At 39.6% G+C, this 26,446-nt stretch carries 27 protein-coding genes; 15 read left to right on the forward strand and 12 right to left on the reverse strand.

The annotated features are described in order from the left end of the window. Positions 1-7 precede the first annotated feature (7 nt). The 5 genes from EHR01_RS06290 to EHR01_RS19195 are packed head-to-tail and all read right to left on the reverse strand — an operon-like array spanning position 8 to position 3,981. Positions 8-811, reverse strand: coding sequence for a class I SAM-dependent methyltransferase (locus EHR01_RS06290; protein ID WP_135693800.1), 804 nt, complete (start codon positions 809-811; stop codon positions 8-10). Beyond that, positions 808-2,910, reverse strand: coding sequence for a tetratricopeptide repeat protein (locus tag EHR01_RS06295; RefSeq protein ID WP_135693801.1), 2,103 nt, complete (start codon positions 2,908-2,910; stop codon positions 808-810). The genes EHR01_RS06290 and EHR01_RS06295 overlap by 4 nt, the downstream gene beginning before the upstream one ends. A gap of 8 nt (positions 2,911-2,918) precedes the next feature. After that, positions 2,919-3,341, reverse strand: coding sequence for a transcription antitermination factor NusB (nusB, locus tag EHR01_RS06300; protein ID WP_135693802.1), 423 nt, complete (start codon positions 3,339-3,341; stop codon positions 2,919-2,921). Beyond that, positions 3,338-3,805, reverse strand: coding sequence for a 6,7-dimethyl-8-ribityllumazine synthase (gene ribH / locus EHR01_RS06305; protein WP_004783584.1), 468 nt, complete (start codon positions 3,803-3,805; stop codon positions 3,338-3,340). The genes nusB and ribH overlap by 4 nt, the downstream gene beginning before the upstream one ends. A 23-nt stretch (positions 3,806-3,828) precedes the next feature. Then, positions 3,829-3,981, reverse strand: coding sequence for a hypothetical protein (locus tag EHR01_RS19195; RefSeq protein WP_167482927.1), 153 nt, complete (start codon positions 3,979-3,981; stop codon positions 3,829-3,831). A 104-nt stretch (positions 3,982-4,085) separates the two neighbouring features. Between EHR01_RS19195 and EHR01_RS06310 the strand changes: the two genes are divergently transcribed. After that, the gene (locus EHR01_RS06310; protein ID WP_135693803.1) at positions 4,086-4,523 is read left to right on the forward strand and encodes an SET domain-containing protein; all 438 of its coding nucleotides are present in this window, start codon (positions 4,086-4,088) and stop codon (positions 4,521-4,523) included. A gap of 56 nt (positions 4,524-4,579) precedes the next feature. Here the strand turns inward: EHR01_RS06310 and EHR01_RS06315 are convergent, their stop codons facing one another. The 3 genes from EHR01_RS06315 to EHR01_RS06325 all read right to left on the reverse strand — a co-directional run bounded on the left by EHR01_RS06315 (position 4,580) and on the right by EHR01_RS06325 (position 7,186). Next, positions 4,580-4,786 carry a hypothetical protein gene (locus EHR01_RS06315; protein WP_135693804.1) on the reverse strand — a complete coding sequence of 69 codons (207 nt, stop codon included), beginning with the start codon at positions 4,784-4,786 and terminating at the stop codon, positions 4,580-4,582. Positions 4,787-4,853: 67 nt separating this feature from the next. Beyond that, positions 4,854-6,443, reverse strand: a complete 1,590-nt coding sequence (locus EHR01_RS06320) for a glycoside hydrolase family 57 protein (protein ID WP_135693805.1) — start codon at positions 6,441-6,443, stop codon at positions 4,854-4,856. Continuing rightward, positions 6,443-7,186: a hypothetical protein gene (locus EHR01_RS06325; protein WP_135693806.1), complete on the reverse strand. Its 744-nt coding sequence runs from the start codon at positions 7,184-7,186 to the stop codon at positions 6,443-6,445. Before EHR01_RS06325 ends, EHR01_RS06320 begins: the two co-directional genes overlap by 1 nt. A 103-nt stretch (positions 7,187-7,289) precedes the next feature. Between EHR01_RS06325 and hpf the strand changes: the two genes are divergently transcribed. Then, positions 7,290-7,577, forward strand: a complete 288-nt coding sequence (gene hpf, locus EHR01_RS06330) for a ribosome hibernation-promoting factor, HPF/YfiA family (protein WP_004783901.1) — start codon at positions 7,290-7,292, stop codon at positions 7,575-7,577. 7 nt (positions 7,578-7,584) lie between these two features. Next, entirely contained in the window at positions 7,585-8,457 is an 873-nt protein-coding gene (locus EHR01_RS06335) for a hypothetical protein (RefSeq protein ID WP_135693807.1), read from the forward strand. Positions 8,458-8,460: 3 nt separating this feature from the next. Here the strand turns inward: EHR01_RS06335 and EHR01_RS06340 are convergent, their stop codons facing one another. The 4 genes from EHR01_RS06340 to EHR01_RS06355 are packed head-to-tail and all read right to left on the reverse strand — an operon-like array spanning position 8,461 to position 11,931. Continuing rightward, a complete protein-coding gene (locus EHR01_RS06340; protein WP_135693920.1) occupies positions 8,461-9,018 on the reverse strand; it encodes an LIMLP_12425 family protein in 558 nt (185 codons plus the stop codon). A gap of 4 nt (positions 9,019-9,022) precedes the next feature. Continuing rightward, positions 9,023-9,628 carry an RNA polymerase sigma factor gene (locus EHR01_RS06345; protein ID WP_004784002.1) on the reverse strand — a complete coding sequence of 202 codons (606 nt, stop codon included), beginning with the start codon at positions 9,626-9,628 and terminating at the stop codon, positions 9,023-9,025. A 60-nt stretch (positions 9,629-9,688) separates the two neighbouring features. After that, a complete protein-coding gene (gene mutL / locus EHR01_RS06350; protein WP_135693808.1) occupies positions 9,689-11,515 on the reverse strand; it encodes a DNA mismatch repair endonuclease MutL in 1,827 nt (608 codons plus the stop codon). A 44-nt stretch (positions 11,516-11,559) separates the two neighbouring features. Beyond that, the gene (locus EHR01_RS06355; protein ID WP_135693809.1) at positions 11,560-11,931 is read right to left on the reverse strand and encodes a Fur family transcriptional regulator; all 372 of its coding nucleotides are present in this window, start codon (positions 11,929-11,931) and stop codon (positions 11,560-11,562) included. A gap of 104 nt (positions 11,932-12,035) precedes the next feature. Here EHR01_RS06355 and EHR01_RS06360 point away from each other — a divergent pair, with 104 nt between their 5' ends. From EHR01_RS06360 to EHR01_RS06420, 12 genes are all read left to right on the forward strand, one after another. Beyond that, positions 12,036-12,515 (forward strand): flavin reductase family protein, encoded by a 480-nt coding sequence (locus EHR01_RS06360; protein ID WP_135693810.1) that lies wholly within the window; start codon positions 12,036-12,038, stop codon positions 12,513-12,515. Between the two features lie 9 nt (positions 12,516-12,524). Beyond that, entirely contained in the window at positions 12,525-14,771 is a 2,247-nt protein-coding gene (purL, locus tag EHR01_RS06365) for a phosphoribosylformylglycinamidine synthase subunit PurL (RefSeq protein WP_135693811.1), read from the forward strand. 435 nt (positions 14,772-15,206) lie between these two features. Beyond that, complete coding sequence (locus tag EHR01_RS06370) at positions 15,207-15,584, forward strand: hypothetical protein (RefSeq protein WP_002982294.1); 378 nt, start codon at positions 15,207-15,209, stop codon at positions 15,582-15,584. Positions 15,585-15,873: 289 nt separating this feature from the next. Continuing rightward, positions 15,874-16,479 carry a P-loop NTPase family protein gene (locus EHR01_RS06375; protein ID WP_135693812.1) on the forward strand — a complete coding sequence of 202 codons (606 nt, stop codon included), beginning with the start codon at positions 15,874-15,876 and terminating at the stop codon, positions 16,477-16,479. 1 nt (position 16,480) lies between these two features. After that, positions 16,481-16,738, forward strand: coding sequence for a DUF8156 family protein (locus EHR01_RS06380; protein WP_135693813.1), 258 nt, complete (start codon positions 16,481-16,483; stop codon positions 16,736-16,738). A 23-nt stretch (positions 16,739-16,761) separates the two neighbouring features. Then, positions 16,762-19,056, forward strand: a complete 2,295-nt coding sequence (locus tag EHR01_RS06385; protein WP_135693814.1) for a DNA polymerase domain-containing protein — start codon at positions 16,762-16,764, stop codon at positions 19,054-19,056. Between the two features lie 535 nt (positions 19,057-19,591). Next, entirely contained in the window at positions 19,592-20,152 is a 561-nt protein-coding gene (locus EHR01_RS06390) for a hypothetical protein (protein ID WP_135693815.1), read from the forward strand. Continuing rightward, positions 20,149-20,520: a hypothetical protein gene (locus tag EHR01_RS06395; protein WP_135693816.1), complete on the forward strand. Its 372-nt coding sequence runs from the start codon at positions 20,149-20,151 to the stop codon at positions 20,518-20,520. Before EHR01_RS06390 ends, EHR01_RS06395 begins: the two co-directional genes overlap by 4 nt. A gap of 261 nt (positions 20,521-20,781) precedes the next feature. After that, positions 20,782-23,172 carry a hypothetical protein gene (locus tag EHR01_RS06400; RefSeq protein ID WP_135693817.1) on the forward strand — a complete coding sequence of 797 codons (2,391 nt, stop codon included), beginning with the start codon at positions 20,782-20,784 and terminating at the stop codon, positions 23,170-23,172. A gap of 499 nt (positions 23,173-23,671) precedes the next feature. Then, positions 23,672-24,085 carry a hypothetical protein gene (locus tag EHR01_RS06410; protein ID WP_135693819.1) on the forward strand — a complete coding sequence of 138 codons (414 nt, stop codon included), beginning with the start codon at positions 23,672-23,674 and terminating at the stop codon, positions 24,083-24,085. 215 nt (positions 24,086-24,300) lie between these two features. Continuing rightward, complete coding sequence (locus tag EHR01_RS06415; RefSeq protein ID WP_135693820.1) at positions 24,301-25,053, forward strand: Abi-alpha family protein; 753 nt, start codon at positions 24,301-24,303, stop codon at positions 25,051-25,053. A 172-nt stretch (positions 25,054-25,225) separates the two neighbouring features. Continuing rightward, complete coding sequence (locus EHR01_RS06420) at positions 25,226-26,272, forward strand: hypothetical protein (RefSeq protein WP_167482928.1); 1,047 nt, start codon at positions 25,226-25,228, stop codon at positions 26,270-26,272. Positions 26,273-26,446: the final 174 nt, after the last annotated feature.

The following is a 26,446-nucleotide window of genomic DNA, read 5'->3' on the forward strand; positions in this document are numbered from 1 at the left end:
ATGGATTTCAGTGTTTTAATTTTCTGGCGATTAGTTCGATGGTATCACCATAGGCAAATTGGTTTGCATACAGTCGATACAGCCATTCGGGGAGTTTGCCACGTAGGCCTAAATCCCGGTAGGAGTGATACGACATAGGTCTAACATAGTTCACTTCAAAGCCAAGGATTGACAAGAGTTTTTTCAATGAGTGGACAGAGTAGTCAAAAAAGTGGTCGGAGGGATGAGTCGAAAACCATTCCTTGGGATTTGTTTGGAAACTGGGGCCAAAACTAGAAGGAACTGCTAGATAAAGAAAGCCACCGGGCCTTGTCCAGGAGTTGATTCGTTTCCAAATCCCTTCGATGTCTTCGATATGTTCGATGACAAAAAAAGCTGCGATCAGATCAAACGATTCTTTCCAATCCCCTTCTTTCACCGACAAAACCGAAGTTTGGTCTACATCCAGGCCAAGTGTGAATTTTGCATATTCCACTTCTTTCGGAGAAAGTTCAAGGCCCCGTGCCTGGTAACCGGCAGTCCTTGCCTCATCTAAAAAAAAACCAGCAGCCGATCCAATCTCCAAAAGGGACTTATTTGTTGGTTTTGCCCCTACCGATTCTAAATTCCCTAACCGACGTTTTGCCATAACCCGTAAGTTTGGTTCATCTTCATAATAAGATTTTTTGTATTGGGACTTGTATTCTTCCATAAAGTAACTATCCCCATACTCTCTCTGTTTTGCAGGAAGATACCGAAGAACACCCGTAAGTCGGCATTCTTCATAATGTTCTGGGAATTCTTTATGACGTGAAAATTCGAATAAACTCAAAAATAAGTTCTCTTTTTGGATTCCAAGGATTTTTCATACTGAGCCCGAGCTGCCCTTTTGTTTTCATAGGCTTCCGTAAGACTTGGATTTAAATCAATGGCTGTTTGGAAACTTGAGAGTGCTCTTTTAAATTCCCCATTTTTAAAATAACAAACTCCCAAATAATTGTGTGCCTTAGAAGAAATGGTAGGTGTCACATCGGAACGAGTGATGACCGTTAGTTCCTCAATCGCTTTTTCACGATCCACAAGGGAACCGGAATCGATTAAAATTTTAGAAAGGACAAGCCTTGATTCCATATCTTCAGGATCGATGTGGCTTGCACGAAATGCTTCTTCTTTGGCCTTTTTGGAAAGCCCAGAGTTCCCACTATTTGCATAATTCAGTGCTAGTTTTCTGTGAGCGAGTTTGATTTCTTTTGGGTCTTTGGAATTTTCCAAAACATAAACTAACACCTTTTCTGCGGCCGGATAGTTTTTGGTTTGGATGTACACATCTGCTAGTTTCAATCTTGCTTCATAAAGTTCCGGTTTCCAAGCAATGGCTTCTTCATATTCGGCAATGGCTTCTGAATAAAATCGGTTTTCTAAATAATAATCGGCAATGGCAAGCCTTGACTGTGCATGGTTTGGATCAAGTGCCTGCGACTTACGAAGAGACTCAATGGCCATCGTAGGTTTTCCCGCATGTAAATAGGTTAGGCCCAAATTGTAATAAGCCGATTGATTTTTGGGATTTAAAGACAGGGCCCCTTCAAAAGCGGTGATACTTTCCGAATAACGTTCCATCTCATCCAAAATGATTCCAAGATTTACATAAGCGGTTTCCGAATATGTATCCCCTGGGGTGAGACGAATGATCCGGCGAAACAAACTTTCTGCTTCGACAAGTTCCCCTTTTTTATAATAGAGTTCTGACAAAGCAAAAAGAGAATCCACATCACTGGGTTTCAGTAACAATGCTTTTTTTAAAGCAGTGATGGCCATATTGGTTTGGCCCATTGATAGAAAGGCATCTGCAATGTAACGATACACTTCTGGTTCGTTGGCATTGGAATCGAGGGCTTTTTGAAAGTATTTGGCCGCTTCTTCTGGCACTTTCTTTTTCAAATACACCAAACCAAGATTATAGTAAGATTTGGCATCGTTTGTTTTCAAACGAATCACTTCTCTGAAATAAAACTCCGCCCTATCATAATCTTCTCTTTGGTAGAAGATGGTACCAAGATGGCCATAAGACAAAACCGCTGTTTGGGAATTCGGAGCCGTTTGGATTACCTTTTGGAATTCAGAAATGGCTTCGGCGATATTTCCTTGTTTCAAATAACTAATGGCTAAGTTGTAAGTAAGAGTGACATCTGCCGGTGCCAAAGACTGTCCTTCTTTGTAAGCTTCTATGGCACTGGCCGGATCTCCAATCTCTTGGAATAAATTTCCTTGGAGGAGGGCCACACGGTAGTCATTCGGAGCAATTTCTTTGGCTCGCATCGCAGCACGCCTTGCCTCTTCAAATTTCCCAGCATGTTTGAATGCGAGTGATAAATTATAAAACGCAAAATAGTTTTTGGAATCGTATTGGATGGCTTTTTCCAATCGTTCGATAGCATTGATATAACGACCGGCTTCATCATACATCACACCAAGAACGGTAAGGGCAATGGATTTGTCTTCGTCTGCGCCTGGTGAATTTAAAAACTCCTCACAAACATTTCCCACTCGATTCACATAACGATTATGATAGGCATTGAGGCAAGCCGCCAGTTTCGGATTTACGGAATCATCTGGAAGGTAAGGTTTATCCACAAGAAGGTTTAAAGCTTTTTTATCTGTGGGAAGGTTCTTTAAGGCTTTTGCGATTTCTTCTGGATTCTTTTTTTTCTCCAGATACCACCAATACCCGGCGGTCAAAAATCCAAGGACTAGGGCGACAAGGAAGGACCAAAAAAGAAAAGATAAAACAGGACGGCGGGCGGTGGTTTCTGATTCGTAAGTGGTTTCTTTTTCACGACCCAGGTTCCGTAAGTATGGATCTTCCTGGTAATAACTTGGCTGTGAAGACTGCTCTTCAATGCGAAACCGGTTTTTTTGGATGGGATCCATTCTTTTTATTATTTGGGATTTTTCGCTACGATCTCCTTCTTATAGAAGGCATCGAGTAGTCCGTTGATAAACTGCGCTGATTCATCCGTTTCAAATTCTTTAGTGAGTTCCACCGCTTCATTGATGACAACGGGGGCCGCAAGGAAAGGTTCCTTTTGCAAACTAAGGATTGATAAACGTAAAATACAACGGTTGACCACGGAAATACGCGAAAGTTCCCAATTCTCCGAATACTTCTTGATTAGAGTATCGATGCTTTTTCGATTTTCGACCACTCCTTTCACAAGAAAGACAGCATAATCCTTTTCTTCACGAGTGATTTTTTTGTCATACCAATCGAATTTCATAGCCCTGTCTGGATCGGTTCCGACGAGGTCAATTTGGTAGAGGCACATTAGGGCAAGACTTCGCCCGCGGTGTCTAGAACTCATCCGATCTCTTTGAAAAGATTTGCCATTTCAATGGCTGTTGTGGCTGCCTCGTATCCTTTGTTTCCCGCTTTGGTACCGGCTCTTTCAATGGCTTGTTCGATGGATTCAGTGGTAATGACACCAAAAATCACAGGAACAGATCCATCCGCCACCGATCCTACTTTTGCTGCTTCCCCAGAAACCAAATCATAATGCGAAGTGGCCCCACGAATCACAGCCCCAAGGCAAACGATGGCAGAGAATTGGTATTTTTTGGACCCAAGGACACGTTTTACGGTTTGTGGGAGTTCGAAGGCACCGGGAACATAGATGACAGTGACATCGGAATCTGCGATTCCATGTTGTCTGTATGCATCTTTTGCCCCTTTGAGTAAAGACTCAGTAATGAATTCATTAAACTTTGAAACGATGACACAATGTTTTTGTCCGTTTCCGATGCGGGTGCCTTCCAGTGTAGCTGTCATGTATCCAAAATCCTAGGGGGGTGTTATTTCGCAAGACGAATGACAAGGGTAATCTTTCCGTCTGGATTTTCTACCACTTCAAACCCGTCTCGTTCGAGAGCTTTTTTGGCTCGGTAGATCGCTAGATTCACAACATTGGTTTTTTCTTCCTGCAGTTTTTCTGATTCCCGGTTCATAGATCCCCTCTCCCCTTAAAGTTCGGAAGCCCGACCATGCAATCTTAAATACCAATGGCTTTACAAGGTAGAATTGTTTTCCTCTTATGTCATATAGGAAGAAAATGAAGAAAAAGAAATCTATAAAGAAGGCCAAAAAAAGGAAACCGGTAGTGTATACCGAAAGTGACTTTATCGTAAAACCTTCTTCTGTTCCCAATATTGGAATGGGACTATTCACCAAACAAACATTATACAAGGGAGATACCGTTGGTTATTACATGGGTAAAATCATTACCGATGAACAAGCGGAATCAAACAAATACGTAGACTCAAAATACCTACTTTGGATCTGTAAAGACTGGTGGATTTATGGGGAAGGTCGTGAGTCCAATTACACTCGTTATATCAACCACTCCTCAAAACCCAATGCGGAACTCATCACATCCGTCAGATGGAAAACGGCTAGGTTCAAAGTGTTAAAAACAATCCCGGAAGGATCAGAAATATTTTTTGATTATGGAAAAGACTACTGGGACAATGTGGACTTCAAACCGAAGTAAAGAGATGTATTGACCAAAAGGAATCGTTTGGTCAAAAGTGAGAATAAACAAACGGTCTAAAGAAGACCGTTATTTCCAAAGGAAGTTTTGGTAGAAGTTTCTTGTGCATCGGAGGCCTCCAAAGCTTCCGTATAACGAATGACAGAATCATCCATCCGAAACACTCCTTCCGTTGTTTCTTTGTGCACAAAACGGCAAACCAAAAGATTGGCAGCAAAGAAGAGAACCGCGAGAACCAAGGGAAAACGATACGAATTCGACATAAAACCCTCCGATTTAAGTTAAGCCTCTTACCCGGCCTTCTCCAGGCAAGAAATTTTTAGAAGAATTCTAATAGAAATCTTCAATCCGGATGTCGGGAAATGCATTGTTTTCTGTTTCTGCTGCCGCAAGGATCCCCTCATCCACCTGACCATTTAGCATCTCTTCCAAAGAGAGGAAGAGATTGGTGTGTACATTGGTACGACGGACCGCATAGTCCACCATCGTCCCTGTTTTCATGATAAAGGCCCAGTCGCTACTTTGTAATAATAAGAGTTCCCTTCCCATTTGTTTTAAAATTCGTTTTTGTAAATCCGTTCCAGTGGATCCGAATTCATGAGCCCGCTTGTGCATCCGAATGCTTAAAGAATGGATGAGAGGATAAATCCAATCATTGGTTGGATTGAGCCAAACTTCTCCATATCCATTTTCTCCCCAACTGGACATTTTCATTTCCACTGATTGGACCCTTGGGAGGGCACGAGTCGCTTCTAAAGGATGAGAGAGTTGGATGGTGTTTTGGTTGAAGTGGATTTTTTTAAATAAAAATTCAATGAACTGTGGGCCTTCATACCACCAGTGTCCGTACAACTCGGCGTCGTATGGAGAAACAATTACCGCTTGTTGTTTGTTTGTTTCAAATAAATGTTCTGCTTGGCGGATGCGGTTTCTTAAAAAATCTTCTGCATGGTTTCCGGCAGCTTCCATCGCCCAGTCCGGATGGTAGTATCCTTTGTCCTGAGTTTTCCCAGTGATCCGATAGTATTTGATACTGGTGTTGATCCTGACTCCATTGGAATTTAAATAAGGAGAAATTTCTTCCCAAGGGAGGTCATGGCCAATGTCCCGATAGTATTCTCTGTACCGAAAGTCTCCTGGGTAACCGTCAATGGAGCTCCAAACTTGTTTGCTACTTTCCGGATCACGTCCAAAAGCAAAAACCCCATACCCAACTTCCACGGGGGCATAAACACCGAATTTTGGTCTGGGGCTTGCATGTGTGATTCCATGAGTGTCCACAAAAAAATACCGAAACCCTTCCCGGTCCAGTTCCTCTTCTAGTTTTTGTGTGTATCCACATTCCGAAAGCCAGATCCCTTTGGGGTCTCTCCCCCAAATGCGTCGAAAAGTCCTTCGTCCATTTTTCAATTGGGAACGAAAGATCGAACTTTCCGAATCATAAAAAGGAAGGAAGGCATGAGTGGCGGGACTTGTCATCAGTTCGAGTTCCCCCGATTCTACAAAGGGAAGAAAACATTTGGTGAGGTCGCCATTCTCTTCTTCAAAGATGGATTCTGTATCTAAAAAATGTTCCAAGTATCGGGAAGCTAGATAATGGAGGTGCGGGTCTTTTGCATTACGTTTGGTTTCCTCTTTGGCAAGGCCGATCAGGTTTTTGATATAAGTTCGAAACCGATTTTGCAAATAAGGATCTGTCAACATCAGAGAAAGGGTAGGAGTAAAGGACATGGTGATCCGAAAACGAACCGATTCTTTTTTTAGATTTCGAAACACTCGGATGAGAGGGATATAGGTTTCGAGGATGGCTTCGTTTAACCAGTTTTCTTCGATAAAAGGAGTGTCGTATCCTGGGTGTCTAACAAATGGTAGGTGGGCATGCAAAACAAAAACCAAATGCCCTTTTAAAAAATGATTCATTACAAAAGTCCTTTTCCAGATCCCGAACCATTTCCAAAACTTGATGAGGGTCGGTTTGGATCTCGATTGGGATCACCTTGGTCACTATTTCTCGGATTCACATAGAACTCAGAGGCGTCTCCATCTTTAAAATAATACTCTTCACTTCCGGCAGATTTTGCCACAAGTCCCATACTAATCCATTGGGGATGGATCCATTCTTTATCCAATCGAAATGATTCTGTTCCCCCAGGAAGATCCTTTCCCGATGAATGAAGAGTGGATACTTCCTTTTGGTGAAAAGAAACAATGATAGAAGTTTGAATCTCTCTTACAGGAAACATAAATTTTAAGTAGTACGATTCGGTAAAGGGCAGAAGATCGTAAAATTCTGTTCGTTCACTTCCAAAGATATTTTTGTATTCAACCTTCAATCGAAATCGAAATTCATCGGTAGAGGGAGAATCCAAATCTGTTAATAGATTCTTTAAAGTTTTTTCAGAAAACTTCCAAAAGACAAAGGCTTCTTTTGGGGTACGTACAAGAACCCGAATGAGATCTTCCTGCGCAAATTCAGGGTGTTTGGTAAATCTGGAATCGTTGTAAATGGTTGGAACAGTCGATTTTGGAGGAGGATTCTCAATTTTTTTCGCTGTTTTTTTAGGAGCGGCTTTTACCGTTTTTTTAGCTGCAGTGACACTCGTCTTTTTCTTTTTGGCTGCAGTTTTATTTACCTTCCCATCCTTTTTATCTTCACTTCCCATCCTCCAAGCTTAAAGACGAGAAACACTCACCTTCAATTCTTTTTTATTTGACGTTTGCTTTTTTTCTAAAATACAATCAATCCATACCAAATTGGGACAAACTATGAAAATCAATTATACCTGGAAACATCTAGATCGATCCGAAGCCGCTGAAAAATACGCGGACGAAAAATTAGAACGAGTATCAAAATATGTTCAAAAAATAGTATCCTGTGAAGTATCATTTGAAGCCATTCATGGAGAAATCCACTCTAACATGAAGTTACATGCTGATGGCAATAATTTCAACGCACACAACCAAGACAAAGATGTATATGTTTGTATCGATGGATTGGAAGATAAAATTCTTTCCCAAACAAGCAAACACCACGATAAAAAAAGCCAACACTAACTCTTTTATGATTCAGAAGTCGGAAGAAGCACTTGCCTATCTTTCTAATGGTGAGTTTGAAACTGCAAAATCTCTTTATTCCGTACTTCTGGACAGAGACCCACTTGATTTAGCCTCCATCAGCGGTTTTTACATTGCCAGTTTTTGGGACCATAGACTTGATCTAATTCTAAAAACAAGAGAAGGAAAAGATAGAGGAAAACTCCTACTCGGGTTATTTGCCGATTTTGAATCCGAAATCCGAAAACGTGGGTACCATTCCACTGATAGTTTTTATGCCACCCAAGACTGCATCTTAAAAGAAGCACGAGACCACCTGAAACTTGCCTACCAATGGGAAGGAGCCAATGCGCTCGACAAAGATCTGTTACGTGATCTGGCAGCTTGTCTCATTAAAATCCAAGATTATGGAATGGCTTTGGAAGTATTACTCTATGGCGGAAACAAACAATCACCAGTCCTCCACTACTACCTTGCCGAAACACAAGTGATGACGGGAAATGAAAGAGAGGGAATAGAAACCTACCGAACTGCATTTTTAAATGACCCTCAACTTTTTCCCCATACCATCGTTCGTTGGCCACCCCTTCTTTCTCTCATCCAAAAGGCAAGTGAGATCACTTCAAAAGAAGAAGAGATGAAGGAACTTGTCCCTGTCCTTGCATGGAGAGAAGGACTCTTTCACCCTCCTTTGAAAAAGGACGAAACAACCATTCAAATTTGGTTTTCTGAATTAAAGAGGCTTGCTGATAGTAAGGAAAGGAGTGGAGGAAGTTTTCGTCTGGAAGCGAGGATGGAACAATTGGCTTTGGCCATTCTCCATTCGGCTGACGACATCCGTTCCCGCGATGCCGTCCAATTTGCCAAAGGATTTGTTTAAGAATTATCTTTCTACAGATTCGATGAGAAGTCTTAACTCATCTGCTGACGATTCTCTTCCTGTTTTTTCATAATACAATTCCAATTCCCGAAGTCCATACACCGCTCCAGGAGCAGATCGCAAACGATCTAGTAACACACGTTTTTGATAGGATTCATTTAGATCAAGGCTTGTTGGTTCGTATTGGTAGTTGTTTTGTTCGATCACTACACCCGCTGTATCTTGATTTCCCGGAAGATTTGGTTCTTGGGAAGTCCGGTTGGCAAGGACAAAAACAAGGCTTAAAGCCATGACGGCAGAGAAGGAATATTGAACCGTTCGATTTTCGATTAAGTCTCGGAAGGTGAAGGAGATCTTTTGGTTGGGTTTGTCGATGGTGACAGATTCGAGGAGGTTGAAAAGGCGGGTGTCAAAGTCTTTTGACATTCGGGGAAGGATGGTGTCTTCCTTTTCCTTCACCCTTTGGAAAAGAGAACAAATCTTATTTTCCAAAACCACATTGTCTGTATCCTCAGGAAATAGACCCGGATATTGTGAACGAAACCAATCTTTTAAACTCATAAACTTATTTTTCAAAGAACCCTTCTCCCTTTTCGTCTTTCTGGATGAGGTGCTTCAAAAACTCCTTCGCCTTGAAGAGACGACTCTTAACCGTACCTACGTTGCATTCCATGATCTCGGCAATTTCATTATACGAAAGATTTTCGAAATAACGAAGTTCCAAAACCTGTTTGTAGGAATCTTCTAAGAGTGCAATCTTATCCATTAGATAACGAGACTCCTCAGAAAGTTCCAATTTTTTTTCATATCCGACACGAGAATCCACAAATTGGTTATCTCCCGAGTCATCCATGGGTTTTTCCCGACCCCGTTTCTTCTTGGCGAGCAAATCTTTTGATTTATTCACCACAATGCGGTAGAGCCAGGTATAAACCCCTGCCTCTGCACGGAAGTTTTGGATGGATTTATAACCAGAAATGAGGGCGTCTTGGACAATATCCTCCGCATCATCTCCATCTTTTACCATGGAAACAGCTTTGCGGAACAATCGTTCTCGGAAAGGGGACACTAAGGTCATGTAGGCAGTCGGATCCCCTGCTTTGATCTTTTGGAGGAGGATTTTTTCCTTCTCCCGCAGGGTCATATTTTTGCCTTCTAGGGGGCGTGGCATGAGGCCTAGAATTTCGAATCCGAGAATTCTATCAATGTTTTTCGGTTCTTTCCTCTAGGTCTAGATCCGGTGAAACATGGTTTCTAAATCTTTTCTTGTGAGTTTGATGAGAGTGGGCCGACCGTGGGGACAAAGGGAAGGGTTTTCACAATATGACAATCTTTGTAACAATTCCCCAATGATGGGGTCAGAGACCTGATCCCCTTTTTTAATGGCCGAACGACAAGCCACACATTTAGCCATTTCATCGTAGAGCTCTTTGTCTTCCGGGTCTTTTTGTTTGAACCTTTCCCAAAGATCCAAAATGGTTTCGGTTTCTTTTCCTGGATCAATGTAAGAAGGGACTTCCCGGATGAGAATGGTTCCTCCCGAAAACGGTTCGAGAGTGATTCCAAGTTCTGCAAACCGATGTTTTTCTTCTAACATCTCTTCGGCTTCTTCTTTGGTCAGTTCCAAACGAATCGGAGTGAGTAGGCTTTGGGACTTATAGGCTTTGGACTTTAGGTCACGCAAAACTTCTTCGTAACGAATCCTTTCATGGGCCGTATGTTGGTCGATGATATAGAGTCCATCCTCTGCCTCAGCCAAGATAAAGGTCTCAAATAAAACCCCGTAGTGTTTTTTCGGGACAAACAAATTGTGTTTGGTAAGATTCTCACCTAATAAATGTAAGTTTGTCCCTGCCCCAATTCCTTCTAGAGAAAATCCTTGTCTTCCTTCAATGGAACTTGGACCAATGAGTGACTCACCTTCCGTTTGGAGATTGCCAAACATCCCTTGGCCTGTACCAAACCCAAAACCAGGGCCACCGAATCCAGACCCGAAGGAAGATTCCCCTCCTCGGTTTTCATAAGGAATTGGCATGGAAAGCCTTCGGCGCATTTCTAAAAATTCCACAGGTGTCGAGGTTCGTAAAACTTCAGTGATCCCTTGGAAAAGAATTCCCGTAATGGTTTCTTCCGATAAAAACCGAACTTCCTTTTTTTGCGGATGAACATTCACATCCACAAATTCACGAGGGAGATCAAAAAATAAATAAGCGTAAGGAAAGGCACCACTCGGAAGGAGTTCCCCATAACAACGTTTGAGAATTTGTGCCGAAAACTTTAATTCCACAGAACGGTTGTTTACAAAGAAAAATTGTCCCGTGCGGGATGATTTATAAAAATCAGGATGGGAGATCCAACCACGAAGAGTCATACCATTGCGACTGGAATTCACTGGCAAAAGATGGTCTCGAAGATTTTCGCCGTAAACAGATAACACGCGTTCGAGGCCGTCTTCGGGAACTACATTCAAAACTTCCTTTCCATTCTGCAAATACCGAAATCCAATTTTTGGTTCGGAGACTGCCATGGTTTGGACGCGTGCCCTGTTTTTTTTCTCTTCCCCCGTTTCGGTTTTTAGAAATTTCCGCCTAACTGGTGTATTATAAAATAAATCTTTGATTTCAATTTTGGTTCCAATAAAAAAAGGAATTTCTTCTTCTTTTACAATTTTCCCTTCATCGACTATCACACGGTAAGCGGTACGATTTCCCTCTGTTCCCGATTCCAAAACCATCCGCGATACAGAGGCAATTGACGCCAGAGCTTCCCCGCGAAACCCGAAAGTGAAAAGATGTTCCAAGTCATGGAAGTCTTGGATTTTAGAAGTGGCGTAACGTTTGATGGCAAGAGGCAAATCCTCTTTTTGGATTCCATGTCCGTTGTCGGAAACAAGGATCCGACCAAACCCAGCAGAATCGGTAGCAATTTCGATTTTGGTCGCACCTGCATCGATGGAATTTTCGATGAGTTCTTTCAGAATGGAATGTGTAGACTCAATCACCTCACCGGCGGCAATTTGGTTGATTAAGTCCGCCGAGAGTGAATGAATGATGCCCATAGGACAATCATGGGATAGGGAACCTCCCTATCCAGAAAAAATTACTAAGAATGGCAGGAAGAACAGGTGCCGGAAACCACGATGTCCACGTGTTTCACCTGAAAACCCAAACTTTGCCAATCTGTGTCTGCACTGAGTTTCAATGGAGGAACATCCAAAATTTTCCCGCAGTCACTGCAAAGCAAATGAGAGTGGTCATCCAAAAAGGCATCATAACGAACCGAATCCGATTCGATATTGAGTTTGTTTACCATCTTGTGTTCCACTAAATATTCTAAGGAATTGTAAACGGTGGCAAAACTAATTTTGTCAGCTTTTCCCCGAACGGATTCAAAAACCATCTTTGCTGTGGGGTGGTCTTTTCTTTCTTTTAGGTCATTAAAAATTAGTTCTCTGTGTTTTGTGAGTGCTTTCATACTATTGCCTTACCCTTAAATCATTCGCAAATTATCAAAGGGTCAAATGGAATTTGGTTTTTAGAATCCTTCCAGAAATTGATATTTGTCAATACGGAGGCTTTATGCCCGCATCCATCGACCAGTTTAAATCTTCACTTTCGCGTTGGGCCAGTGGAGTTTGTGTGATCACTTATGAATCCACAGAGAAAAAAGGAGGGATCACTGTTTCTAGTTTTTCTTCCGTTTCCCTCGAACCGCCGTTAGTTTTATTCTGTTTGGCCAAAGATTCCAGTGCCAAAGAACCTATCGAAAAAGCAGGAAACTTCGTGGTGAATATTCTTTCTTCCGAACAAAAACAAATTTCCGCTGATTTTGCTTCTGGTTCCCTGGACAAAGCGGTTGTTTTGGAAGGACTAAAACCAGGAACCCTCTCCACCGGAGCCCCAGTTTTACCGGATTCGTTGGCCTCACTTGACTGCACAGTGAACCAAACCATCGATGCTGGGGACCACTGGATTTTCATTGGTCTTGTGGAAGCAGTAGTGACGAGAGATGGATCTCCCCTCCTCTATTTCAATCGCAATTATAGGGAACTTGTTTAAGGAATCAGTATGGAAAAAGAGAAAGTTAGTCTGGAAGATGCGAAAGAACACGGACTTACGGAAACTGAATTTGTAGAGATCCAAAAGATCTTAGGAAGAATGCCCAACTCCACAGAGCTTGGAATCTTCTCCGCCATGTGGTCGGAACACTGCTCTTATAAAAATTCAATTTTAAAATTAAAAACCCTTCCCACTAAGTCGGAAAAACTCCTCGCCCAAGCGGGGGAAGAAAATGCGGGAGCCATGGACATCGGGGATGGACTTGCGGTAGTCTTCAAAATCGAAAGTCATAACCACCCAACGGCCGTAGAACCTTACCAAGGTGCCGCCACTGGTGTTGGTGGGATCATGCGAGATATTTTTACAATGGGAGCTCGTCCCATCACTTCTCTCAACTCACTTAGGTTTGGTGACCCGAAAGAACCACGTAACAAGTATTTACTCACACGTGCCGTCAAAGGAATCGGTGACTATGGCAACTCTCTAGGGATTGCTGTGGGTGGTGGGGAACTATTCATCCATCCTACATTTACGAAAAATCCACTGGTGAATGCCATGACTGTGGGAATTGCTCGTCACGACCAAATGGCTTCTGCCTCTACCAAAGGAATGGTAGGAAATAAAGTTTATATCGTAGGTGCCACAACAGGACGCGATGGAATCCACGGTGCCAGTTTTGCCTCAAAAGACCTCACCAAAGAATCGGAAGAAAAAAGATCCGCAGTACAAGTCGGTGATCCCTTTATGGAAAAACTTCTGATGGAAGCATCCCTCGAAGCCATCCAAAAGAACCTCCTTGTGGGAATCCAAGATATGGGAGCAGCTGGAATTTCTTGTGCGACTTCGGAGATGAGTGCCAAAGGTAAAACCGGAATGGATGTGGACTTAGACAAAGTCCCTCTCCGTGAATCGGATATGAACGCTTATGAAATTATGTTATCCGAATCCCAAGAGCGAATGCTTGTCATTCCGGAAACAGGAAAGGAAGAAGAACTTGTTTCTATCTTTCACAAATGGGGACTGAACGCCGTAGAGATCGGAACAGTTACCGGTGATGGGATCCTTCGCATCCGAAAAGATGGAAAACTCAAAGCCGAAATCCCTGCGGACTCACTGGTCCTTGGTGGTGGTGCTCCGCGTTACGTGAGAGAAGAAAAAAGACCGACTTACCTCGATGAGGTGACAAAGTTTGATCCAAACAAAATTAATGACTTATCCAAAGACACTGTTTCCCAAACTCTAAACACCCTCCTTGCTTCTTTAAATATCAGTTCGAGACGACCTCTCTATGAACAGTATGATACGGAAGTAGGACTTGTGAAAGTGGTAGAACCTGGTGAAGACGGAGGCCTTGTACGCATCCCTGGAACTAAAAAAGGAATTGCTGTCGCAACAGACTGTAACTCGCGTTACACCTTCCTAAACCCTTACGAAGGGGCTCAAATTGCCGTTTGTGAATCGGCAAGAAACGTAGCCTCTACGGGTGCAGAACCTTACGGGGTCACAAACAACCTAAACTTCGGAAATCCATACATCCCTGAAAACTATTATATCTTTAGCGAATGTGTGAGAGGACTTGGGGATGCATGTCGTTTCCTTGGACTTCCCGTCACTGGTGGAAACGTATCCTTCTACAATGAATCGCCGGAAGGGCCTGTGTTCCCAACACCTACCATTGGTATGGTGGGAGTGATCGATGATGTAGCAAAAGGACTTCATACCTACCCTCGCACAGAAAATGAAGTTTTGTATGCCCTTGTGGGAGAATTCCAACCTACGATCTCCGCTTCCGAATACCTTTACCGGTTTCATGGCCTTGATACAGGTAAAATTCCAACTGTTTCTCTTGTTAAAGAAAAAGCAAACATTGACACACTCATCTCTTGTCGCAAAGAAGGACTTCTCACTTCCGCCAAAGATCTGTCACTCGGTGGCCTTCTTGTGGCACTGGCAAAAATTGTGATTTCTGGAAATAAAGGGTTGGAAGTAAACCTAGAAGAACTTCAAAAAAGATTCAAACGTCTCGACGAACTTTGTTTTGGTGAAACGGGAGCATCCTTTGTTGTCAGTTTCCTTCCTGCAGACGAAGAAAAAATCAAAGCAAAATACAGCCAAGCGGGACTTGGTTTTACAACTTTAGGTAAATCCAATTCCAAATCCTCCCTTTCTGTCAAAGGAAACGGATTCCAATGGGAATGGACTTCCAAATCTTTAGAAACAGAATTTGAATCCGGCTTGAAAGCTTATTTCGAATAGAAGCCCTCAAAGGCTTCTGGTTTTTACGAGTTTGGTAAGATGGTTTGTGCGAATATAGTATCCCCGCCCGATCTGAGGGTGGGGAACTAGACCCGCCACCCAATGGTTCTCCTCTACCACGAACGACCAAAACTTGCCAGCCCAATCGACATCTAAAAAAAAAAATTTTCTAAAAAGTTCATACTTCCACTTACTCTGATTTTCTTTCCTTGGGTGCGCCTCCACCCTGTTAGTGGAGTGATCTCCCATCAAAATGGACCGGGCTACTCCGGGGTCCGCTTTTCGCTCCCGTCCTTTGTCGGTTCCCGCCAAAGGACCAAGCCCTCCGTATCCCTGGCGCGGGAAGAACCCATTCCAATTCAGAAAATTGTCGCTCCCCAATCTAAATATTGTCTTGAAACTTTCCTTTCTCTATCCAAACTTCTGGATTAACTTATGGGTAAATTTTTAATTCGTTTCAGTTTTTTTCTCATCCTCCTCGCCATACTTTTTGCGGGTTATACTTGGCTCACTCTCCAGTGGAGTTACTCCGAGGGAGATCGTGCAGGCTACATCCAAAAACTTTCTAAAAAAGGTTGGATTTGCAAAACTTGGGAAGGGGAAATGGCCCTCGTCACAATGCCTGGGACGATGACGGAAAAATTCTACTTTAGCATTCGAGATGAAGCCATAGCAGAGCAACTCAACGGTTCTATTGGCAAACGAGTCGTTTTGGAATATGAAGAACATGTAGGAGTTCCTTTTAGCTGTTTTGCCGAAACAAGTTATTTTGTGACAGGGGTCAAAACCGTCCAAGAAGTTCCTCCCCTATAAGTGTTTCCTCTTGTTTTCTCTAGGGATTCCAAAAGCTCTCTAGAGAAAACAAACCTCCCCCTAAAACTAAACTCCAATACGGAGTGCCCTTCTCTCTCACCTATCTAGGTTTTTCATTACAAGCATCACCCATTTCTAAATTTATTTCCTTAGGACCTGAGAAGCCCTAGAGAGGTAAATCGAATTAAAATGAAAAAGGTAAGTGACTTACTTTTTCGAACCAATGAAAAAAGAAACTCGCAAACAAATTACACTTTACATATTTTTACTATACATATAAATAGTATTCATGGATCTCACGGAACATTCCCAAGTTTCAACCAATGTCTACGAACCCATTCAGAACTGGAACCAGAGAGACCTCGGATTACTGACCGGAGAAAGAGGGATGTACCGGCTGGCACATTTTTGGCAGTATGCCTTGGTCTGTTCCGGGTTTCAGGTTTTTAACCTAGACTGCGCCATTCGATTCAACCCCTTCACCATCGCCGAAGAAACCAGAAAACAAAATCTACAACCAGAACCATTTTTAGAGCAAATTAGAGTCCAAAGGGCCTTTACCCCTTATCAGATATTAGATGCAATCCAAATCATATTAAACACAAAAGAGGAGAATACCATTTATTTTCTGTTAGCTCCTTGCAAACAATTTTTAGATGGAGATGTCAAAGAAGATGAAGGTTTATTTTTATTAAACTTAATGTTGCAATTGATTGAAAAATTTCCTGGTGAAAATGTTCCACTCCTCATCATCGAATCTTGGACATACTCGCATAAAAACTTTCAAATTTTTTTCCCAAAACTATTACGCACCACACAAAACCTATGGGAATTAAAAACAGAAGAAGGCCTTTCTCGCATTCGTACAAGAAAAACTTCAATTACAGGAGTATAATATGGGAAGAACTATTGCCCCCTATTCTCGTCAGATGTTACAAATAGAAGAAAACTTATCAGATTTCCGAAGATCTCTTCGCAAACAAGACCAAGATATTTTTGATGATCTCATCAGAACTGCCAAATTACAAGTGCAAGCTGGTGTTATGGCATCATTACCCTATCCTATTGATTCTATGATCCTATCCATGCTCATCGATCTAAAAAAAGAGATGAATGAAATAAAAAAAGGCCTACAGAAAATCCCAGACAAGTGACTACACATTAAAGCCAAAAGACTATGGAAACATTCAAAGGTTATTTGTTTGATATCTACCACTCCGAACAAAAAATCTACCTTTGGCTCAGGTCCGAGGAAGGGGAACTTAGGTTATTTTCTGATGAGTTTTTACCAACAATCTACATTGATGCACCCCAAAACATACTCCAGAAACTAGTCAAACGTTTCTATGAATTAGATGCCTTGGCCGAAATTCCGAGCTTCACAGAGAAAACACTTTTTTATGAAAACAGAAGTATCCCTGTTCTCAAATTAGTAATCTCGAAACCACAACTCTTACCCAAAATCACAAATAAACTTTTCCATCTCTACGGAAAATACAATATCTATCACTCGGATATCGAAATCACCACAGGTTATATGGTCGAAAAAGACATCTACCCACTTGCCTATTTAGAAGTGAGTTACGAAACAAAAAATTCCTTAAATCAAATCCAAGGGATTCAATGTTTCACAAATATCACAGACTTAGATTATGAAATTCCAAACTTTAGAACGGTTTCTCTTTATTTAGAAAAAAGCCATAGAATTCCTCTTGAAAAAAACACACTCATAGTAGAAACACATTCCGACCAGTACAAACTAGATACAAACGATTCCAAAAACTTAATCCAAAAACTAAATCAAATATTCCAAAAACATGACCCTGATATTGTCCTCACTTCCTATGGTGATCAAATCCTATTTCCTTATCTATTTAAAACCGCACAAGATAATCACCTAACAACAGAATTCGACAGAGATAAAACAAGCACCATCAGACGTTCAATACAAACACGAGGAACCAGCTTTAATACCTATGGAACCATTGTATATAGAGCACCCTCCTATCCACTTTTCGGTCGTTGGCACATTGACTCAAAAAATGGTTTTGTTTATAAAGAAGCCGATCTAATGGGCATCATTGAACTTGCTCGTATTTCTCGTTTACCCATTCAAAAAATGGCAAGAGCTTCTACAGGGAAGGCACTTACCTATATTGAAGTGGATGTAGCACTAAGAATGAACTATCTTGTTCCTTGGCAAAAAAGTGCCTTAGAAGCACCGAAAACAGCCTTAGATTTGTTAAATGCAGACAAAGGTGGACTAGTTTTTCAAGCAGACATTCAAAATGGATTTGTGTTAGAAAATGTTGCTCAATTGGATTTTTCCCAAATGTATCCCAAAGTAATGGTCACACACAATATCTCCCCAGAAACAATCAATTGTTTATGCTGCAAAAATGATTCCGAAGTAGAACGAGTCCCTTCTCTTGGATACCGAGTCTGTAGTAAAAGAAAAGGTGTTGTTTCTGAAGCCCTAGCACATGTCATAGAACGCAGAACTCATTACAAAAAACAAATAAAAGATAAAAATCAACCTAACAAAAATTATATAGAACAAAAACAATCAAGCCTAAAGTGGATGCTCGTTACATCTTTCGGTTATTTAGGTTATCGAAATGCAAAATTCGGGAAACTAGAAAGCCACGAAGCAGTCACAGCTTTCGGAAGAGAAAAATTACTAATGGCAAAAGAAATTGCGGAAGCCTACGATTACAACTTAGTACACGCAATTACCGACTGTATCTTTATTCAAAAAAAAGATAAATCACCAATCTCTGAAAGTAATCTTTTAGAAATATGTGAAACGATAAAACTAAAAACAAAAATCACAATGGATGTGGAGGGCATCTTCTCTTGGTTATATTTTCCACCATCGACACAAGATGAAAAAATGCCAGTTGCCAACCGCTATATGGGAAGATTTATCGATGGTCATTTCAAAGGGAGAGGAATTGCCGTGAGACGAAAAGATTATCCTCGTTACATAAAAGCTGCACAAAATGAAATGATTCAATGGATGTGCCAATTTGAAACAATAACAGAGATGAGATCACGCGAAGATAAAATTTTGGAAATTTTTAAAAAATATGATGTCCCTCTTTCGAAAGGAGATGTCTTTTGGAAGGACCTCCTAATTTTAAGATCTACATCTCAAGATCCAGAAGGTTATCGAGTCGATGCACCGAGTGCAGTGGCAGTCAAAGATTTGTTAGAAATGGGAATTCATGTACAAGCAGGAGAAAAAATACGCTATTTGGTGGTAAATAAAAAATCAGAAAGAAAAGGAGAAAGATACAAAACAGAAGAAAGAATAGAAACCCGAAACTCAGGACACATCTTAATCTACGATAAAAAATACTACCGCAAACTACTGCTCACTTCTTTCAAAGAAATCTGGATTGGAATCGCAAACTTCCAACACTTCAGCGAACTCATCAGCGATGAACAATTTTTACCTTTCAAATTTTAGAACCAAACAAAAGTAAACTCAATCCATTACAATATGCAAATTTACTTTTATTGCATAAATTGGAAAAAAAATCCAAAAATTCGAGATAAAAAAAGCATGTTAGATGAGAATTTCGACAGCATATTCAAAAAACGTTTGCACTCACTCAATTACAAAAAAGACTCAGATTCGTTTTTCCCTCTATGGGACTCAGGGGGCGAAGCTACGCCCTCACCAAACAAAGAACAAAATGGCCACCAGCAGACGCAAAAGCAAAAGCAAATTATGTCTCATCAGGACAAACATTCTACTTAACAGCAAACCGTGGGAAATAAACGAATAGCAAATAACAGACTTAATAAACTAATATACGAACAGCAAATACCAGAATAATAGTGGAATTAAACGTAATACGAAAATAACGACTATATAAGCTTTAATCGACACGCGATTACACAACAAAATTAAACCACTTCCAGACCAGCAATTACAGTTCGTTATGCGCTATGCTAAAAATTAATTTACTCACAATCACAAGTAAGGAGATATATACAAAATGGACATGCTAATCCTAGCCGCAGATCAAGTAAAACCAGATATGGTTTACGGATCTTTGTGGTATCAGGATCCATTGTTAATATTTCTTTTGACTATTTTAGGAATTATTGTCTCTGTGATAGGATCTTTGTTCTCATGGAGTGCTTACAAAGCTGCAAATAAAGCAGGCCATATTGTTAAGGTCCAAGACATATTAATAGAAGTTACGGAATTAACAGAAAAATGTCACTTGAAATCTAATGTTAGCTTTGAACAAGCAAGCGAACTCCTTCACACACTTTCTTCCAAAAATCACAGAGTAATAACTATATTCACAGAATTAATTTCAAAATCCGATAACAATTTAATTTCAGAGCTAAACAGTGCATTTGAAAACGCACGAGGAAAATTAGATACCCTTAATCCAGTTATCAATCCAGGACTACTAACCACCCAACCGCAAATAACTGATCAACTTATTTATTATACAATGGAAGCAGAATTTTCTAAAATAGGCCAGAAGCTTAATAAACTTAAGGCAGTTCTTGAAAAAAACACAGCAGCTGGAGGCGATATATGATTGAAGATGATTTAATAAATCAATTACGCAAGATGATTGAGTACACTAAAAAAAATCGTATTCCTTGGAAATTTTTAAATGAACAAACTTATCGTTGGGTTAAGCAGGAAACGCTAAAAAATAACCAGATTATTACAACCATACAATACGCCGGCAGGCACTCACGTATTTCAAAAAACAATGAAACAGAAGCATTTGAATATTATATATTAAATATTCAATCAACGAATCCAGCAGAATTATTACTTCAAATAACATCAAATGAAGAAAGCCATGCTGATTTATTAACTGAAGTATTTAATGCAGCACGCGAAGCTAGTAAAGTAACAACAGCAGATGTATTAAAAAACTTGCTAAATGATGTATAATTCGCACAGCGCATAACAGCGCGGAAACGCTGCGCTTCGGCACTTACGGCCTCGCTTGGGCTGCGCCACATTCCCTTTCTGTCACTCGTTTGCATCCGCAAACTCCGTGCCAGTCCCTAACGTCCCGTTCGGGACTCAGGGTCAGGGAACGTCGTCTCCACTAGTTCGTTATGCGCCATTTCTCAAAATTTTTATAAAATTTTAAACTGCAAAATAAAAACCAAAAACAAATTATGTTAATAAAAAGGCTAACTACATAAAATGACATTGTACGAAAAATTACAAAAAGCGACAAGTGAGGAAGATGTTAAAGATGCATATATTAAAGCCCTCGGGCTGAAAGAATACAATAAAAACCTTGTTGACATTCAAACAAAGGAAATCTGGTTTGAAGCTAAACAAAATTCAACTCATTCTAGTTATGCTATGTTTACGCAACTAATGCACTATGTGCAAGATGCTCTTAACAAAGGAGAATACGTTCCTCCATTTCTATCCGTCATTGATACCCAAAAAGCAGCATTAATGAAAACATCGGATGTTTTGCCGTTTCTCGCGAAGAAAACCATAAAATGGGGAAAGTCGGCAAGTCAATATCCGAAAGAAGCACTTGATGCAATTTCTGCGCACATCGGAACTCATTTTGTTTCATTCAAGCTCTCAACCCATGAATCTGAATATATAAACACTGTTAAAGAAGCCATTAAAACTGGTGATATTATTCGGACTCAAATTACTCCAGATAATTTGAAACAAGTATTTGACAAGTGGGTAACCATGATTGGAAGAGAAATAAAAGGAATTAAGGAAGATGATTATTCGCTACTATTTTTTGCTGATATTATGCACGACGGGAAGGTTTCTACACATGAAAATTTACCCGCAGAATTACTCCATAAAAATAATGCTCCCGTATTTAGTTTAGGTGGAAAGATATTTGAATTAAGCAACAAAGAGGGATATAGACAATTTTGGGCGATCTACCATAAACCACCTAAATCGGAATATCGAGACTATTTACTTGAACGTAGAGATAGTTTAATTCCTCTTGATGAACGAAGTTTCAAAGGCGCATTTTATACACCCTTATCAGTTGTTGATCAAGCTTACATAAAACTTGAAGAAACTTTAGGTAAAAATTGGCAAAAAAATTATCTCGTTTGGGATATGTGCTGTGGAGTCGGAAACTTAGAAGTCAAGCATAGTAATCAGAGAAATATATTCATGAGCACTTTAGATCAAGCTGACGTTGATGTAATGAAAGCAACGAAAACTTGCGTTGCGGCACATAGGTTTCAATACGATTATTTGAATGATGATATAACTGAAGATGGTAAGATTGATTATAATTTAACTAATAAAATACCAGAAGCTTTACGAAAAGCTATATCGGAAAATAAAAAAATTTTAGTGTTGATGAACCCTCCTTATGCTGAAGTGGGAACCCGAGGAAATACGACTATAGAACTTGGAACCGAAAACAAAACTGGTGTTGCAAAAACAAAAATTGCAAAATTTATGAAAGACTACGGAAAAGCAAGTAATGAACTTTTCACACAATTCTTAGCTCGAATTGCAATAGAAATTCCTTCAGCGACCATTGCAATGTTTAGTACTATGAAATATGTAAATGCACCAAACTTTGAAAAATTTAGAGCAGTTTGGAACGCAGAATATTTAGGTGGTTTTGTAATTCATAATAAAGTTTTTGAAGGCTTAAGTGGCAAATTTCCGATTGGTTTCCTTATATGGAAAACAAACCAAAAGATAAAAAGCCAAATATCAGAAGTAAGAGTTGATGTTTTTGATAAAAGCGTTAAACCTATAGGAGAGAAAATTTTCTACAATCTTCCAAATAATTCATTTTTAAATGTTTGGATAAAACGACCAAAAACTAACAAAGTTCCTGCTCTACCGTTAAAAAATGGAATTACTCCTGCTACATCGGCACCCAGAGTTGATACCTGGGCAGATGAAGCAATTGCCTATATGTATTGCGGTAAAAACGATTTACAACATGCTGAGCAACAAACAGTTCTATTTTCAGCACCATACGGTCAAGGAGACGGATTTTACATAACTCCAGAAAATTTATGGCAAGCCGCAATTGTATTTTCAGTTAGAAGATTAATCATACCCACTTGGCTCAATGATCGCGACCAATTCCTTCAACCAGATAAAACATTAACCGATGAATTTAAGAATGATTGTTTAATTTGGATGCTTTTCAATAGATGTAACAGAACGGCAGGTGCAAATGAACTCGAATGGAACGGAAAAACTTGGTCTTTAGTCAATCATTTTATACCGTTTACAGAAATTGAAGTTAACGCACCAGATAGATTTGAATCAGATTTTATGGTGAAATATCTTGCAAACAAGAATCTATCGAACGAATCAAAGAAACTTCTCGAAGAAGGTAAGAAATTATGGCAAATATTCTTCTCTCATACTGATATACGTACAATTAGAGATGATTTAAAATTAAATAGACCTGATGTCGGCTGGTTTCAAATTAGAAAAGCCTTACAAACAAGAATATCCGTGGATAATTTTGCACCTGTAGATTTTACAAACTTTGACAAAAGCTACAAAATATTAACCGAAAAATTAGAGCCCCAAGTCTATGAGTTAGGCTTTTTGAAAGAATAATTTTCATACGAAACGGCGCATAACAGCGACTTAACGCTTCGCTTCGGGACAAGCCCTCGCTTGGGCTTCGCCACATTCCCCTTCTGTCACTCGTTTGCATTCGCAAACTCCGTGCCAGTCCCTAACGTCCCATTCGGGACTCAGGGTCGAGGAACGTCGTTAAGTCTAGTTCTTATACGACATTTATTTAAAATTAATTCTAGTTCAAAAATATGAAAAAAAATCTAACTCTATTATTTTCATTCTACTTTATATCATTTGGAGAATTTCAAGATTTGTCAGCACAAACTATTGACTTCTCAAAAGAAAAGCCAATCCATCCTTATTACGAAACAATGGATGAAAACTATTCGATCGACTGTAAAGAAAAACAACTTTGTATGGAAAACTGCAAAGATTCATTCACTTTCATCTCAAACAAATTCAAAGATAAAAATAATGCTCGATTAGGTTGCTTCGCAGATTGCAGGAAAATAGTTTGTTTTTCAAAGAATAAAAAATGAAAATAACTAAACTCTATTCATATCTTTTAATACCACTCTTATCTATTGCATGTAATATCAATCAAGGTATTGACTCTAATGAATTTTATACTGAGGACGAAACAGAAAGAAAAATAGGAATTGCTGTTTCATTAAAATCGGTACAAATTTTTGGAAATCCGACCACCTTACTCCCGTACGAATTTCAACAAGACCAAAATTGCAAAAGACAATCCTACTTTAAAAAAGTGGAAGTTAACAAATGCGTAAATATTATCCTCGCATCCATTATTCAAACTACAGATATATCGGATTATTTTGGAAAAATTGCAGTTATAGTTAACAAATTATGCAATCTAGAAAGACAAATTTTCTTAGATAATGCGTCAAAAGGGGAAATAAACTTTTGCGGAACTAAGAAAATATTTTAATATTAAATAAACGTCGTATAACAGCGACTTAACGCTTCGTTTCGGGACTTACGCCCTCACTCGGTCTGCGACACATTCCTCTCTGGAACTTCTCTTGCCTCCGCAAGCCTCGTTCCAGCCCCTAACGTCCCTTCGGGACTCAGGGTCGAGGAACGTCGTTAAGTCTAGTTCGTTATGCGAAATGCGGTTAAAAATAATATCTAAAGAGGAAATATATGGACAACGAATTAGAAATTGTAAAAAAAGCTTTAGACTCAAAGGTCGTAGAAAAAATTTACGACGATGGTCTATCAGGTACTACTTCTCAAGTAGGAAAATTAGGTGAAGATTTAGTAAAAACCGCAAGATTACTTCTTTTTCCGATACAAATATTAGGTTCCTTACAAGATAGATTAGAAATAATATTAACTCGAATTAAAAATAAAGTTCCTGAAGATAAATTAATACAAGCAGATCCGAAGATAATTGGACCATCACTAGAAAACTTAAAATATATTAAAGAAGATGATATCCTGTTTGAATCTTTTATTAATCTTATAACAAAATCTATGGATAGAGATGAATATAAAAACGCACACCCAGCTTTTCCAAGATTACTTGAGCAAATTTCTTCCGATGAGGCTATTTTGCTCTTCGAACTAAAGAATAAAGAATTTAATGTGGTTGATACAATGGATTACGATAGAACACTAAACCAATTTTATAACAGAAAATTGATTAGTAGCGAAATACCGAAAGAAAAATTAGAATTTCCTGAACATATCGAAACTTACTATGCCCATCTCGAATCGTTAGGATTAGTAAGTTGGCCAGTTTTCAAACAAAATCCGATAGTCTCAAGTGGTATACAAACAGGAGTAACTCGATATAGCAAATGGTTAACCACACCTTTCGGAAAAATTTTTTCCCAAGCATGTATTCCGGATGAAGAATATATTATGGAATATTTAAGAAGAAAATCCGAGTAACAAACCGCCCTTCGCATAACAGCGTCTTCCCGCTACGTTTCGGGACAAGCCCTCACTCGGCCTCCGGCAAATTGTCCTCCTGTCACTCGCTCGCATGCGCAAGCTACGTGCCAGTCCCTAACGTCCCTTTCAGGGACTCAGGGTCGGACAACTTCGGGAAGACTAGTTCGTTATGCGAAATTTTACAAATTCAATTAATAAAATAAAAAAAAACAAATATATGAATACAAAATACATCTTAATTCCGTTAATTTTTTCTTCTTTCATTCAATGTGCTTTGACTCATGAAACGATGAACTCAATTAAAAGCAAAGATGCTATAATTGAAACTATTCCCAAAAGACTTTTGAATATCACTGAATCGGAAGATAAAATAATTATAAAAGTTGAAGCTATTGAAAAATCATCTGATCGATTTGATCGGTATGTTAACCCAACTAAAGAGCTTTGTTTTATTTTACCGGCGACAGATAATAATACCCGCTCGAAAATTAAAGCAAATGAAGATATTCCTTGCCCTGAAATTTTTAAACCATCTTTACTAACGAAACATAACAAACCGAACGGACTACTTTTTATTGGTAATAAATATGTTCTTCGATCTCCAGGGGATTACGACATTTACTGCAATTGTTCTGATTTTCCAGAAGGAAAGGAATTCAAAGAAATTTTAGTTGGAAATGGATTATTTGATAAACATTTTATAATTCTCTTTCAAGACGGATCCGCTTACGCTCTACATTCTGGAATTGCAATTTACCCTGAAGGTGTTTTTTCAAGTGAACGTTTGGAACATTACCTCAATAATGACCCATGTAACATCTATAATATTAGTACATTTGGTCATTGCGAAAAAAAAACTATATTTCATTCAAAACCAAATTTCGGATCAGTTGGAAGCAATTATTCAAAGGTAGTAGTGTCATATCCAGATAACGATATTGCATATATTTCCATCATGTTCGCTAATTTCGGATTTTTACCATATGAAAAGTCTGAAATAAACCAAGAAAGTCATTTCACTTTCAAAAAAAGTAATTCTAAATTACCACATTCCATTTCTTATTTTCAAATTATACCAAGCAGCGGAAAACCTTATAAAAGTAGAGTCAAAAAAGAAAGAATTTTATTATTACCTTTGATGGCTGCATTTGATATAATTTTATTACCAGTTACAATTCCGCTATTTGCAATTTTCTATTTAACTAGGCATAAGTAAAACTTCGCATAACAGCGACTTAACGCTTCACTTCGGGACGAGCCCTCGCTCGGTCTACGACACATTCCTCTCTGGAACTCCTCTTGCCTCCGCAAGCCTCGTTCCAGTCCCTAACGTCCCTTACAGGGACTCAGGGTCGAGGAACGTCGTTAAGTCTAGTTCGTTATGCGACAT

It is taken from the genome of Leptospira mtsangambouensis, from assembly GCF_004770475.1.
In the GTDB taxonomy this organism is placed as follows: domain Bacteria; phylum Spirochaetota; class Leptospiria; order Leptospirales; family Leptospiraceae; genus Leptospira_A; species Leptospira_A mtsangambouensis.